The organism is Spirochaetota bacterium, from assembly GCA_026414805.1.
Lineage (GTDB): Bacteria > Spirochaetota > UBA4802 > UBA4802 > UB4802 > UBA4802.
The window spans coordinates 1-14,763 of the sequence record JAOAIH010000011.1 but is presented as its reverse complement, the minus strand read 5'-3'; the positions used below and the strand labels follow the sequence as shown (position 1 = coordinate 14,763).

The following is a 14,763-nucleotide window of genomic DNA, read 5'->3' as shown; positions in this document are numbered from 1 at the left end:
TAATGAAAATAACTATTACTTTACTTGTAGTAAATTATTTAAAATTTATTTCCTCGATGTCTTTAATCTCATCAATGCAGTTTGATAAAAATGTTTTCCAATCCTCATCAAAACCGCTACCAAATGGTGTTGATAGCCAATCTGAAATTATCTCAAATGCATGATTTGCAGGTGTCAGCCATTCAGCAAGTACAAGAACATTTGCATTGTTTATTGCTGATGCTTTTTTTGCTTCAAAGGAATTAGTACAATGTACTGCGTATACTCCTTTGAACTTATTTGCAACTATTGCACTGCCAGCACCAGTCCCACAAATTATAATGCCTTTTTCATATTTACCCTGCGAAATTAGCTTAGCAACATTAGCCGCTGCGATGTGATATGGTACAAAGTTTTCTTCATCCTTCATCCCAACATCTTCAACCATGTGACCATTTTTTGTCATATATTCTATAATCGAACGTTTCAATTGTAATCCAGCACGTGTAGATCCTATCACAAAATTCATGAGGATTTCCTCCTTAATAAAATTAAAAGTAAAGTAAGAATTAACTTAACTTAAATTAACTTAACTCATACCTCCTCCCCCATACTAAATAAGAGAGAGGGATTGGCCGTAACAAAATTATTATCACCTTAACAAATCTTTGCAAGCATTTACAATATGTTCTACATTGAATCCATATTTGTTTAATAAATAGTCTTCAGTTGCCACTTCACCAAATTGATCTGGTACGCCTAATCGCTTAACTTTTACAGGAAATTTTTCGCTTAAAACCTCACACACTGCACTACCCAATCCTCCAATTATATTCTGGTTTTCAACAGTAACCACTGCTTTAGTTTTTTTTGCTGATTCAATAAGAGTGTTTTCATCAAATGGCTTAATTGAACTATAATGAATATGTTCTGCTTTAATTCCTTCAACATCTAATTGTTTAACTGCTTTTACAGCCAAATGTGTTGTATATCCTGTTGTAACGATAGTAACATCATTTCCTGTAGATACAATAGTTGCTTTTTTTGGATTAAATTCAAAGCTTTCATCAAATACAGTAGGCATCTTTGCGCGCAATAACTGCATGTATGTGGGTTGATAATGTGTTGCCATATACTTCATAACAGCTCTCAGTTCATATACATCGCAGGGACTATATACATGCATATTTGGCATTGCACGCATGATAGCAAGATCAAGAAAATCCATATGAGTGCCACCATTTGGCCCCTGTGTAATACCAGGTGCTGTGCCAACTATTTTAACATTAGTATTTGCATAAGCAACGCTGATAGTAATCTGGTCATATACTCGGCGGGAAGCAAAGCAAGTAAAGCTTGCACAAATTGGAATTTTCCCTTCACGCGCAAGGCCAGCAGCAAGCCCAATCATATTGGCTTCGGCAACACCAACATTAATAAAATTTTGTGGATATGCTGTACATACAGCAGGATTTGTTCCCGATGCTTTGCTTAAATCGGCTTCTAAACACAATACATTTTTATCATTTTCCATAAGTTCACATAATGTTAATCCATACACTGCACGCATTTCCATATCTTGATAGTTCATTTTTTATCTCCCCATAAAAATTAAAATCCATCTACAGTATAATTCCCAGCTAGATTTCAAACTAACTAAAAGACTTAGATCCTGAATAAAATTCAGGTTAACACTGTGTGTAATAATTTTTTTTAGCATAAATTTTATTACAATCAATATGGTAATTCAATTGTATATCCCAGGCCTTTCATGTACTTATCATAATCTGCCTGATTATTAATTTTAATATTATGGCTTGCAACTTTATTCTCTACTTCAGCATTTCCTTTTCCTTTCACTGTGTGTGCAATTATCATTGATGGTTTCCCTTGTACTGAAATTGCTTTATTAATTGTTGAATAAATATCATCCCAGTTATGACCATCCATTTCAAATACTTCAAAATTGAAAGCTCGCCATTTATCTGCTAATGGTTCTAATGTAACAACATCATCTGTTAAACCATCAATTTGCATTTTGTTATAATCACATATTACAACAAGATTATCCAGTTTATTATGACCTGCAAACATTGCTGCTTCCCATATCTGACCTTCATTGCTTTCACCATCGCCAATAATGCAGAATACATTATGGCTTTTATTGTTTAATTTTGCTGCATATGCCATACCACAAGCGCAAGATAATCCCTGCCCTAATGACCCCGCAGTCATATCTATACCAGGTGTTTTATTATGATCTACATGACTTGGCAAATTTGTGCCATTTTGATTTAGCGTTTTAAGCCAGGTTTTAGGAAAAAATCCCAAATATGCCAGTACAACATACAATACCGGCCCAGCATGACCTTTGGATAATACCAACCTATCGCGATCTTCCCAGGTTGGATTGTCTGGTTTAACATTCATTATACGGTAATACAATGTCATGACAATTTCCACTAAACTCAGTGAACCACCTAAGTGGCCCGAGCCAGCGCGGCAAATCATGTCAGTTATAACATAGCGGAATTCTTTTGCCAAAGATTCAAGTTGTGCAGTTGATATTGTATTCATGAAAGCCTCCATTAACAGTAACTATCGCACAAAAAATTAAAAAATTTTTAATCACAATGTATTTGTACACTTACCATGTTATTATATTAAACAAAGTACCAAACACCAGAAAACTTATTGTAACACATACCGACGAAATTATAGTCATGTATATCCCAGGTTTTACCATATCAGATATTGAAAAGTATCCTGCAGAGTAAGGAATGACAATTGTTGGAGTTGATGTTACAAGAATAAATGATAATGATGAAGTTAATCCTGCAGGTATTGCAACAAGCGAAGTGCTTATACCAATAGTAGTTGACAGAGCAATCAATAGTGGAACCATAATAATACTAGTAACCGTATTGCTTGAAAACAATACTTTAATAATTGAAACTCCAAGAACTATCACAAAGACCATTACAACAGGATGCAATACATTCAGATGGCTGAAAAATAAACATGCAAGCCATTTAGCAACACCCGTTGTATATATAGTTGATCCAATAGCTAATCCCGAAACAATTAGAATTATTGCACCCCAGTTTATGGATTTTTCAATCTTTTGCCAGCTTATGGGTGAGATACCTGGTAAAAACATAAGGCATGAAATTGTTAACGCTACAAATGACATGTTTATGAATTGTAAAGCGGGAAAAAGGCTATGAATTAATGGTTCAAAAATCCACAGTGATACGGTAATAATAAAAAGAATCCCAATAATTATATCTTTTTTTGTAACTGGCATTGGTATCTTTTCTTCATTTGGAGCGATAGTAACTGAAGATACATCAAAGCTTTTGATTAAAATAATCCATGCAAATGGTAACATTAACAAAGCTGCAGGAAATCCAACAAGCATCCAATCAACAAAGGTTAATTTAATATTTGCAAGATCTTTTAAAAAACTGATAGTCATTGGATTAGCTCCAGAACCTGCTGGTGTTGCGATACCACCTATTACTGGTCCCCATCCGCATGCAATCATCAGAGCTTTTCCAAAATCATTTTTCAAAGGTTCAACCTGTGCTTTCTTTAAAATGGATACTGAAAAAGGAAGCAGCATTGCAGCAGCAGCCATTTCGGTAACAAAACCGGCAAGTAACATTCCTGTAAATAATACTATGAGTATTAATATTTTTGGATTATTATAATATTTTTTGTAAATATAATGTGTTGCCTTTGCAATGAAGGATGTTTCATTAACTATGGCACCTATTATCATTACACCAATAAAAAATACTATTACCTGATTACCAAATCCCTCCTTGATAAGGTCAGCCAGATTAGCACATCCAGCTATCACCAAAAGCGAAAGAGATAACAAGCCAGTAATTGCAAATGGCATAATTTCGGTTACCCAGGATATGACGGCAAATACTAAAATAGCCAGTGCTTTTTTTCCGGTTGTTGTTAATTGTATATCGTTGCCTGCTACAATTAGTGTTTCTAATGGTAACAAAACAATTACACAGGCTGCTGCAATAGCAACTATCAAATAGATTATTTTTCTTCTACCCTGCTCCATTGTCATTTCAGGATGGCATTAAAAATTTTAATTAAAACATTGAGTTGATTATCATTAATCGATATCGATATAATATGTCAACTGCAATTTTATAATAATGAAGCTGTATAATAATATACCTTATCAAATTTATATCGTATAACCTCACCTTCATTGCACATCGCTTCAAGATGAGTATAAGTTTCAGATAATGAAAGATATAAATCAAGTACCAGATTTACCCCTTTAAGGTTTTTAAAAACATTACGAGCAAGACTATATACTGTATAGTCATTATTGAGTAATAGATTAAACATTCTTTTTCTTCTGAATTGATATACCTTCAGGTATTTTGATATTAAACGACTCAATTTCTCCTGGAATGGTTCGCCATGAGCAGGAAATATATATTTTGGATTTAATTTTTCAATTTTCTTCAAAGAATTATGAAATATGGTATGGCTTTGCCAAACGGGAAATGAAGTATTTGGTTCAAAACCAGCCAATATGATAGGTTTTACACCAGGTACAATGTGATCACCAGAAAATAAAAATCCTTCTTTTTCAATGTATAAACACATTGCTCCTTTAGAATGCCCCGGTGTTAATAGTAATTTGGCATTATAATTCCCAACTAATATAGAAAACTCATCACCAACAATTTTTTTAGTAACTGTAACAGTGTGTCCCATTGATTTGAATATAACATCAAGAAATGCAAGTGGTACAATTAACGGTGTTGGAACACCCATTGCAGTTATAAAGCGAAGCATATCTAAAGGCTTTGCATATATGCCTTCTTCTATACGCTTTGAATCAGCATTATGTGCTATTACTGCTGCATATTTATTTTTATTAACTATCGCATACGCTGCACCATAGTGGTCCACATGCCCATGTGATGGAATAATCTGATGAATATCGGAAAATTGCAAACCCAGCTCTTTTAAAGCGTTGCGTAATAAACGCCATGTCCAGTAAATCCCCGTATCAAATAAAGTATTAACTTCACCTTTAAAGAGATATACATTTATATATGGAGGATATCCTGGTAATGGTAATGAAATTCTATATATTGTATTATTGATATTTGATATTTTATATGATAGCTTCAATTTTGCCCTTATAATATTGTCAAATTATTTATAAAAGTTTGTAAAGTATGTAAATTTATAATTTAAATAGTTGTCAATTACTTTATTGTTAACATAAAAACAGTATTTCATTTCATTCATTTAATACAGGTAATATAAAAAATAAATTTTTAATTGACTTTTGCAAACAATGTTAATGACTAAGGCATGTTTTTTCTGATTGTAATTCATTCCGTTCACAATGGGGCCAAGCAAAAATTGTTACACTGGCAAGTGAAGCAACAAAAGTTGAATACGAAGTACAATGGCTTTGACTATATTTATTCAAAAGAAATTTCACTTATGCAGGTATCATCATATTTAGTGCCTTTATAAATGCTTTTTATCGTTAGTACTCCAAACAAATATCGTCCATAGTCACCTTCAAAAACTTTATATCCTTTTTTTCGGGCAATATCTCGTGATTGCTTCCAGAAATTTTTAGCTTTTTCAAAATTTATATTGAGGTTTAAACTTTGTTTATCCATGGTATCTTTTAAAGTATACGATTTTGTATCATACAAATACAATACATAACGAGAACAGTTGTTCTCTTCCTCTCCAATATCAACCCCAACATAATATTCTAAGGTTAGATCTTTGATCCTGTTATTAGAATAAAATAGCTGTTTAGAATATGCAAGTCCATTTACTATATTCATTATTTTAGCACCGTTTGAAAGATTAGTTGAATAGCCGGGAGTGGGAATCTCAAACACAACTTTAACGCCAATACCTGGTCCCTTATCACCTTCTGCCCAGGCAGTTTTGATATCACCATCAAATATTTTATTAGGTTCATATCTGGTAGCATCTTTACTATCTATTAATGTTGATGTTGCTCCTGCATTTTCCCATTCACATATTGTTAATATATTGTTTTTGATAAGATTATATCTTCCAGTGTTGCCAATAACAATTGAATATAGCGTTATAATAACAATGATTGATACTATAATTTTTTTTAGTGACATTATAATATCCTCCAAATTTAAATAAAATTTATCCCACAAAAGCATGCTATATAAAACACATAGTAACTAACAATAAATTACTTATGCCAAATTATTTTTTATTTAATATTAACTACTAGTATTATGCAACTTATTTTTACAATTTTTTTATTTTTAATAATACTAATTTATATCTTTGATAATCTCAAAAAGATCTGCATATTTTGACTCTTTTCTATAAAAAACCGGAGGATAACCTAAAGGAGAAGCAACTGTAACCCACCCTCCAGCATATTCTTTGGCTGTCCATATATGAATCCATCTGTCTTTTGGTAAATATAGCTTCCACTTTTTTATCCGTGGTTTATACACAGGTGCCACAAATATATCACGGCCAAATAAATACTGATACTGAAAGGAATGGAGCCTTTTATCTTCAGGATAATGTATAAAAGGGTGTCGCATCAAGGGTAACCCTTTGGTGTGATATTCGTCCTTACAGTGTTCAATATATGGTTTGAGTGCAGCGTGAACTTTAGTCATTTTTGACAGATGCTGAAGAGTTTGGTTATCGCTGTCAAATTGCCAATTTGAATCTGGCCTATTTCCTTCATGCGTGCGCATAACTGCAGTAAATGCACCTAATTCTGCCCATCGCATAAAAAGCTCTTTTTTGCGCTTAATCCAGGCTAATGACGTATATCCACCTATATCTGAGTGAAAATATCCAACCCCACAAAATCCAAGTGAAATACCAGCAGGAATAACGGAAGCCAATCCATCATCCATACTCCAGTTGACAAGCTGATCGCCTGCCCACACTAATGTGCTGTAGTGTGATGAGCCAGTGTATCCTGCACGGGTAAAAAATACTACTTCTCCAACTTTACCTGCTTCCTGAAGCGCTTCATAATTGACTCGAGCCCATTCAGCCGGATATCTGTTATGATACATTTCAGCTGATTCACCTGAATATAGCTTTACATCAGTTTCTAAATACTCACCAAAATCAGCCATCCAGCCAGCAATGCCAATGCCGATCATATTATCTTTAATTACATTTTTTATCCAGGTACACGTATGGGGATTGGTTAAATCTAAAATTCCTGCAATAATACCAGTGGTATCAAACTGATATACTGATTCGTCTTTGTTTTTTACTAAATATCCCTTTTCTACTGCTTCTTTATATAAATCGCCTTCAGAATTTAAAAAGCAATTAATGTACCCTAAAAATTTAATATTTTTATGCGATAGCTCCTGAATAAATGATGGCAGATTGGGATATAACTCGTTATTATATTTCCAGTTCCAGAAAAGGCGTTTCCCAAACCATGTGATTCTTCTGCCAACCCAATCCTGCACCCACACCGCAGATACTTTAACACCTGCATCTTGGGCCTTTTGGAGTTTTTTCTTTACAACATCTATACCACCTTGCACACCTAACCACATCCCATCGTGTACCCACTGAGGCAGCCGTGGCTGTCGCCCCAACAAATCACCTACTGCTTTTATGCATTCAACCGGAGTATTGTATACACCGACAACTATCGAATCCGGTATCTGCAAGAAATGAAGGATGTGTTCTTTTTTCTTAAATGTAAACTCAGCATATGAAGACGCATTGCAGTGGACAAAGTAATTGTTGCTCGATACAAATGTTGGTTGTGGATAGTATGTAGTATACCAGCAACCACCAGCATCGTATAAAATATTAGCTAACAGCGTAATTAAATCGTGCCCCCGCCCTACTCCCTGCTCTCTTACCCACAAAGGTAACTTTCTTTTCTTTAAATTCAGTTTTGAAAACTGTTCTCCACAGCCATATATATGCTCATTGCTGTCGGCTACACAATGTAACCAAAATCTGTTAAACTGATTTTTAGCTTCAATTGCAATAGTACAGTAGGTATCTGCAGTAATTTTTAAAGTTAAAACATCTTCAAATTCTACTATGATTGAACCAGTATATTCCTTTACTGTAAATTGTGTAAGGTACTGTTTAAACAAAATGGAATCTTTTATTGTAAAATTGCCTTCTTTCATTGTATATACAGCAGTACCATTACCTAATGCTATACACGGCTTTTGTAATGAATGCTTCAATATACAGCGATTTTTGTAATAAACTGAAAAGGATGTTTCATTATAGTCTACTTTTAACATGTCACTATCTCCCACCCCTTTATTCTGGCTGCTATCTCTAATGGTTTTATATAATCCCCATACACCATTGATGCGTGATGTGCTATGCCATTATAAATTATGGTATCAAGAACTTTTCTAACAGGCATATCAAAGGTAACCTTTAAGAATGTTCCCTTTAACAATTTATCCATAGTGACGCCATGCGCTTTTAATAAGAGCAAGCGATAGTTACTGCCATCAAAATCAAATCTGCATATTGAGACATCACCAGGCTTCAAGACAAAGCCTGTAGTGACACCTTTTCCTGCAGCAAAATACGTATCCAGCGAAGCCTGGTTTGCGGTATCTTTAAGCACAAACGGTGCAACTCCGCAATGCCATAGCAATGCAAAATTTTCATCAAGGTTCACTTGTGAAAAATCAAATAAAAATGGGGTTTGAGCACCTATCGCTTTGTGAGCTAACATAGATATTGCACCATCTACATCCCCTTCGCAGGCAATAATAAGATCATGAGCCTGCACAAGTGACATTGCTGCACACGGTGCAATGCCAAATTGCGCTGCAAATTCAGGCCAGCAACGAATAGCAAGTGCAGTGAGATTGTTGTCTTCAATAAAGCTTTTGAGTCGTGAACTTAATTCAATGACCTTTTGTTTTTGTATTGAATTGATCTCACCAGTATCAAAATTTGATTCAATTATTTCCCTATACTCATCAGCATACTGTTTATTGACCGGGTGATTATATAATTGTGCTAACTCAAAATGATCTACCATTGCACCAAATTGATGATATAGTGCGGGTTGCCATGTATCAATGTTAAAAAAGCCATGTGCATGATACCCAGCCAGCCCTATTTTTGCATTTTTAAGCATGGATAAAATACGTATTGCACCTACCCAGTCAGTATCAATTGCATTCCCAAAATGTGCATAATAATTTCGTATTCCCGCCTTGTATAGATTGCTTGCATCAAGATTAACACCACAAATTGAGTTAAGCCGTATTTTGCCCCCATCATAGGGCAATTCAGGTAATCCCCACAACATAACAGGGACGGGAAAATGTTTAACTAGTTCCAACACAAGATGACCTAAATGGAAAGTACCACTAATACACACTAGTGCATCCAAATCCTTTTTTTTCAAAAACGAGATAGCTTTGTGAGCATCTTCCAATTCAAATACAAGATCACCATAACAGTGCCATTGAACTGCCTTTACATTTTTCAATTGGGATTGTATGCGGGCAAATATTTCACCTGCTGCATTGTAATCAAATGTTTTACGTGCAACACACACTACACCAAGAGTAATTTCTTTCATTGCACACCTCTGTTATTGCTTTCTAAAGAGATTTTGATATTTATATCCGGTTAATATTTCGCAAATTTCTTTTACATGAGGTTCAACTGTGTCTTTACTACCACCCATTTTTAATCTGTTAATCTCCTGTATAAGGATTGGATGTGTTACTGGTGTGATTTTAAATTGTAATGATATCAGTATGCCACAAATCATGAGTGATGGTGGCAGCAATGCAAACAACAAACGCAATCGTTCTAAGGTTTCAGGGCTTTGAATCATTCCCGCTTTATATCCTATTGCTCCTAATACAGCGCCAAAGACAGCAAGAACAATTGCCTGCACAAGCTTACGTATAAATGTCATTGCACCTGCATAGACACCTGCTTGCTGTTTGCCAGTAATCAATTCACCTACATCAGTTACCGATGGCAAAATTGCCCAAGGAATCATTGTGCCTGCCGACATTCCCGCACCCATTACAACCGAAAGTGCAACAATATAATACATTGGAGTGTTACTGTCAAACAGGAGTGTACTGACAAGAGCTATCGCCCATATACTTACTCCTACCCTATAGGAAAAACCCTTACCCTTTTTATTTGCAATAAAAACGTATACAGGCAAAAACAAAACCTGTGTAACAAGCATTGAACCCAAACACACTGTGAATATCTGAGGTTTCTGTATATAATACGTGAGATAATAAATAAACATTGCCATAATTAAATCCAGTGCTGAGTAAGCGCAAATATACAATCCAATATGAATGCGGAAGGATTTGTTTGTCCATATTATAGTAAGGTTTTTAAAAAAATCTGTGAGTGATTTATTTTCAATGTGGACATCAGGTAATTCCCATGTTCCAAAAAAAACTATAATCCATGGCAACGCAAAAAAGATAGCAAATAGTATGCTCATTACTAGAAAGCCTTCACCTTTATCCTGAAATCTATCTATAATCATTTTGGGAACTGTCCCTGAAATCAGTGAAGATATCTGAGAAAATATCAAACGTGCTCCTGATAAACGTGTTCGTTCTTTATATTCGCGTGTCATCTCAGCATTGAGTGCAGAATATGGTATCATCACCATGGTGAAAGCAGTACTGAAAAAAACATAAGCAGAAGCATAATATAAAAATTTTATCATCTGGCTATCAGATGAAAGCGGCAGCCACATTGCAATAAAGCTCAGGATAATTGGAATTATTCCCAATAAGAAAAATATTCTCCTCCTGCCATATCGGGACTTTGTGGTATCAGAAATATAGCCCATTATTGGATCACTGATTGCATCCCAGGCTTTGCCAGCAAGTACCACAAGCCCAGCAAGTGCTGGATTTAATTTGGCAATGTCGGTAAGGAAATAGATGAAAAGAAGATTAATAATAACAAATGAACCTCCCCCAAAAATATCACCCACACCATACGACAATAAATTCTTGATTGTAATTTTTCTTTCTTGATTCATAACCATACCTATTTTAAATTGTAAAAAATTGTTGCATAAGTAAAAATTATTTGCAATAATGTTATATTATAAATTTTAACCGTAAGTATAATAATAAAATCGTTATCGATAATATGTCAAGAAAATTACTAAACCCAGAGGTTATGATATGGCACATGGTGAAAAAATAAACAAAAGAAAAGAAAATAAACGAAAGCATATAGTCGACATTTTTAGGCAACATTCTACGTTATCAAAAGCTGAAGCAAAGCGGTATTCAGGGTATTCCATGGATACTGTCATGACTTCGTTTAAAATATTAAAAAATACAGGTATAATAGTGCCTACAGAAGGCAAGCAAAAGGATAAAGGCCGTAAAGCTTTGTTTTACACACTCAATCATGAAAAGCAGGTATATTTAGGAATAACCTTTAATCAGAAGGCAGTGTATACATCCATAGTAAGTTTCAGCAATAAGGTACTAGCTACTTCTAAAATAGGAATTCCAGGCAACATCACAAAAGAAGAATTCACTAGTATCATAGTGCAACAAATTGATGAAGTGCTATCAAAAAACCCTGTTTTTGCTACAAATCTAGTTGCCGTTGGTTGTACTGTCCCTGGCGACATTGATACAAAAAACGGTATCTTACGTTCATATACACTCATGCCTCAGCTAAAAGATTTTAATTTAATGTCATTGTTATCAAGTAAATTCCCCAATACTCGTATTTTTTTTGATCATAATATCAGTAGTATGATATCGTATATACTTTCAACATCAGATATTAATCAACGATATGACAGGATAATGGTAGTTTCGGCACGTGCTGCAAGTGCACTGGGTTTAATTTATAAAGGGGCGATAGTTAATAGTAGAGGGGAGATTGGCCATATAAAAGTCAGCAATGAAAACCACAAATGCATCTGTGGAAGAAATGGCTGCCTTGATTGTTATTTTTCATATGAAGCATTTGTAAATCTGTTGAAGGGGGAAAACATCATAGACGAAAATGAATGCTATGATAACATAATTATCAAACTTAATCATCATTATACTAATAGAACTAAAGGCATATTTGAAAAACTTGATATAGCCTTAAAATATTTTTCTGAAGCATTACTTGATGTGATAAATGTTTTTTCACCGGATTACATACTCCTTACCGGGGATTTGTTTGAAATATACAATGATCCAGTTGCTCAGATAGATATTCACATAAAAGACATATTTCATGATACCGGATACATAACAATGTATAAGCGGGCGTTAATAGAATTCCAAAGCATAAAGACCGAAGCAATTGCCCACGGTGTATGTTTAAGCTTGATAAAACAGGACTGGGGATATCAGGTGTAATTTCTTGCATAATTAATGAAGCAACTATTAGTATCACATTTTTCTTAATACTATAACCGTCAAGTCGTCTGTTAAATCCATATCCCCTTTAAATTGATTAAAAGCATCAATGATTTCATCACATATTTGTTGAGCACTGTTGCCCCTTGCATTCAAAAAAGCTTCTTTAACTCTTTCTATACCAAATTCCTCAGCATTACTATTTTTCTGCTCTATCAGACAATCAGTATATAAAAGCAATACGTCATTTTGCTTTATAGTGAATTGAAGCGGTAAAAAAACACTTTTCATTCCTTCAATACCTAAAAACATTCCTTTTATATCTTTTTCTTTATGAACACAAACTGTAATAGAGTTACTATTATTTCTTCTCAAAAGTAAATCAGCATGAGCTGCATTAACATATTCTACCTTATCATTATCAAATCTAAGTAGTATACCGGTAACGTAATTATCAACTTTATCAAATTCCTTAATTAATTCATTATTTATATTCTCCATTACTTTTCCTAAATGCACATCACAATAATTCATAAAATTTCGGTAAATAATTGATTTTGAAACTATGGTCAATAATCCAGAAGATATTCCATGACCAGATACATCAAAAAGCCCTAGACCCAACAGTACGGAATTATTTACATAAAAATCATAGAAATCACCCGAAACTCCCGACATAGGCATGGAAAATAAACCAATATCATAGTTTTCAACAACAGGTGGCTTTTGAGGTATAATACTTCGTTGAACATTAACAGCCATCAACATATCCTTACGTGCTATTTCCTGCTGTTCACGTATTTGGGCTAAAGCAAGTTTTAATTCTTGGTTTGCTTCAAATAATTGCTGCGTACGTTCTTCAACCTTTTTTTCTAATGAAACATTGAGTTCCTCAACTTCATTGTGATATTGTACTGTCTGGACAGCCAAAACAACTGCGATTGAAATTAAAAAAGATGGAAAACCAAAACCCATTAAATATATTGCATCATCCAGTTTTAATAAGTTATGTACTATTAAATCCCAGAAAACACAAAAGTAAAAAGGTATACTCCCAAGTAATAAAATATACGCTTCTTTTTTATGTTTAAAAAGAGATATTAAAGTTATTGCAATGCCATATATAACAAATATAGGTAAAAATAGTATTAATATTTTATAGCGTATTGTAAGAAACGAAGCGTAGCTAGATGGCCAAAACAATAACAGTGATGGAATAATAGTTGCTGCAATTAATAAATAATGTAAATATTTATTCTGAGGAATATCCAAATATTTTGCCAAAAATTGTGTTAATAAATATGCAATGACAAAAACAAGAATAAATATTACTTTTTGAAATAACAGATATGGGATTAATTCATATGTAAAACCAGGGATTCGCGTAATAAAGAAATTAAACAAATAGAAAGAAAACACAATGCACGTTAATCCAAAGTAAAGATTTTCTTTATCTTTTTTTCTTAAAATAAACATAAGGAAATAATAACATCCAACCAAAAAGAACAAGAATGATATAATAGCATTTATCCTTGAGTTTAAAAAATCCAGATAATTATACTCACGCTCCAACTGATTAAATGAGCCTATAAGGGTTTTCCCTGCTATTGAACCTTCATTATTAACATATATTTTTATAAGAATGGTATTTTTTTCTTTTTGTAACAATCCGGTGGGGATGGTATATAATCGTACTTTATTCCATTCGCTAAAAAAATTTGGAGGAAACTTACCGGATGAGCCAATTAATTGGCCATTGCAATAAGTTTCATCAGCTATCATTAATCGCTCGATAAGTAGACCCATTAAACTTTTATGTGAAAAATTGTTATATATTTCAAAATCACGTCGCACCCAGATATACCCCTCTTTGGATGGTAAGAGGTCATGTAGATTGCTGGTTGTTTGTAGAGGTTTATATGATAATTGAATGGCTGATTCATAATCCTGATTTTTTTCACCTATTGCATAATGCCAGCTTTTGATTGAGAAACTTTTAGCGATTGCAATTGCAGGAATTATTGTAACCCCTATTAAAACAAATATTATCATCATTGCTTTATTTTGTTTTGATTGCATAAATTTCCTCAAAATTGTAATATAAGCTTGTCACTTATGTATTCTTAAACTTTATGATAATATCCTTAAAATGTTATTTTATATTAATCAATAATTATATAGTAAAAGAAAATTATCAACTATAATATCGATAACGATATTATTAAATTAAAAAAAATATTAAGTAAATTATTTTTTCATCCGACATAATATATGTGACATAAATTTTTTTTATGAGAGGTAGTTATGCCAAAGAAAAATAAAAATAGCTTTTTCATTAAACAATTAAAAAAATATATTTCAA

General features: G+C 33.5%; 11 protein-coding genes. 1 reads left to right on the top strand and 10 read right to left on the bottom strand.

All coding sequences use genetic code 11. From position 1 onward, the window contains the following. Positions 1-34: 34 nt before the first annotated feature. The 9 genes from N3F66_03815 to N3F66_03775 form a co-directional block, all read right to left on the bottom strand. Entirely contained in the window at positions 35-508 is a 474-nt protein-coding gene (locus tag N3F66_03815) for an RpiB/LacA/LacB family sugar-phosphate isomerase (GenBank protein ID MCX8123275.1), read from the bottom strand. Between the two features lie 123 nt (positions 509-631). Beyond that, a complete protein-coding gene (locus tag N3F66_03810) occupies positions 632-1,570 on the bottom strand; it encodes a transketolase family protein (GenBank protein MCX8123274.1) in 939 nt (312 codons plus the stop codon). 143 nt (positions 1,571-1,713) lie between these two features. Next, entirely contained in the window at positions 1,714-2,556 is an 843-nt protein-coding gene (locus N3F66_03805) for a transketolase (protein ID MCX8123273.1), read from the bottom strand. A 70-nt stretch (positions 2,557-2,626) separates the two neighbouring features. After that, complete coding sequence (locus N3F66_03800; protein MCX8123272.1) at positions 2,627-4,066, bottom strand: SLC13 family permease; 1,440 nt, start codon at positions 4,064-4,066, stop codon at positions 2,627-2,629. Positions 4,067-4,155: 89 nt separating this feature from the next. Next, entirely contained in the window at positions 4,156-5,160 is a 1,005-nt protein-coding gene (locus N3F66_03795; protein MCX8123271.1) for an MBL fold metallo-hydrolase, read from the bottom strand. Between the two features lie 299 nt (positions 5,161-5,459). Next, positions 5,460-6,152 carry a hypothetical protein gene (locus N3F66_03790; GenBank protein ID MCX8123270.1) on the bottom strand — a complete coding sequence of 231 codons (693 nt, stop codon included), beginning with the start codon at positions 6,150-6,152 and terminating at the stop codon, positions 5,460-5,462. 162 nt (positions 6,153-6,314) lie between these two features. Continuing rightward, a complete protein-coding gene (locus tag N3F66_03785) occupies positions 6,315-8,300 on the bottom strand; it encodes an alpha-glucosidase (GenBank protein MCX8123269.1) in 1,986 nt (661 codons plus the stop codon). Continuing rightward, on the bottom strand, positions 8,294-9,610 hold the full coding sequence (locus tag N3F66_03780) for a fucose isomerase (protein MCX8123268.1): 1,317 nt from the start codon (positions 9,608-9,610) through the stop codon (positions 8,294-8,296). Before N3F66_03780 ends, N3F66_03785 begins: the two co-directional genes overlap by 7 nt. A gap of 12 nt (positions 9,611-9,622) precedes the next feature. Next, positions 9,623-11,062 (bottom strand): MFS transporter, encoded by a 1,440-nt coding sequence (locus N3F66_03775; protein MCX8123267.1) that lies wholly within the window; start codon positions 11,060-11,062, stop codon positions 9,623-9,625. Between the two features lie 148 nt (positions 11,063-11,210). Between N3F66_03775 and N3F66_03770 the strand changes: the two genes are divergently transcribed. Next, positions 11,211-12,401, top strand: a complete 1,191-nt coding sequence (locus N3F66_03770) for an ROK family protein (GenBank protein MCX8123266.1) — start codon at positions 11,211-11,213, stop codon at positions 12,399-12,401. A gap of 33 nt (positions 12,402-12,434) precedes the next feature. On the opposite strand, the gene N3F66_03765 is transcribed toward N3F66_03770, so the two are convergent. After that, positions 12,435-14,480, bottom strand: coding sequence for a SpoIIE family protein phosphatase (locus N3F66_03765; GenBank protein ID MCX8123265.1), 2,046 nt, complete (start codon positions 14,478-14,480; stop codon positions 12,435-12,437). Positions 14,481-14,763 lie beyond the last annotated feature (283 nt).

Bases quoted from the DNA above. Each gene is read 5' to 3' on its own strand.
- N3F66_03810 (MCX8123274.1), bottom strand. From the start codon at position 1,570: ATGAACTATCAAGATATGGAAATGCGTGCAGTGTATGGATTAACATTA.
- N3F66_03765 (MCX8123265.1), bottom strand. From the start codon at position 14,480: ATGCAATCAAAACAAAATAAAGCAATGATGATAATATTTGTTTTAATA.
- N3F66_03785 (MCX8123269.1), bottom strand. From the start codon at position 8,300: ATGTTAAAAGTAGACTATAATGAAACATCCTTTTCAGTTTATTACAAA.
- N3F66_03805 (MCX8123273.1), bottom strand. From the start codon at position 2,556: ATGAATACAATATCAACTGCACAACTTGAATCTTTGGCAAAAGAATTC.
- N3F66_03790 (MCX8123270.1), bottom strand. From the start codon at position 6,152: ATGTCACTAAAAAAAATTATAGTATCAATCATTGTTATTATAACGCTA.
- N3F66_03800 (MCX8123272.1), bottom strand. From the start codon at position 4,066: ATGGAGCAGGGTAGAAGAAAAATAATCTATTTGATAGTTGCTATTGCA.
- N3F66_03775 (MCX8123267.1), bottom strand. From the start codon at position 11,062: ATGAATCAAGAAAGAAAAATTACAATCAAGAATTTATTGTCGTATGGT.
- N3F66_03780 (MCX8123268.1), bottom strand. From the start codon at position 9,610: ATGAAAGAAATTACTCTTGGTGTAGTGTGTGTTGCACGTAAAACATTT.
- N3F66_03770 (MCX8123266.1), top strand. From the start codon at position 11,211: ATGGCACATGGTGAAAAAATAAACAAAAGAAAAGAAAATAAACGAAAG.
- N3F66_03815 (MCX8123275.1), bottom strand. From the start codon at position 508: ATGAATTTTGTGATAGGATCTACACGTGCTGGATTACAATTGAAACGT.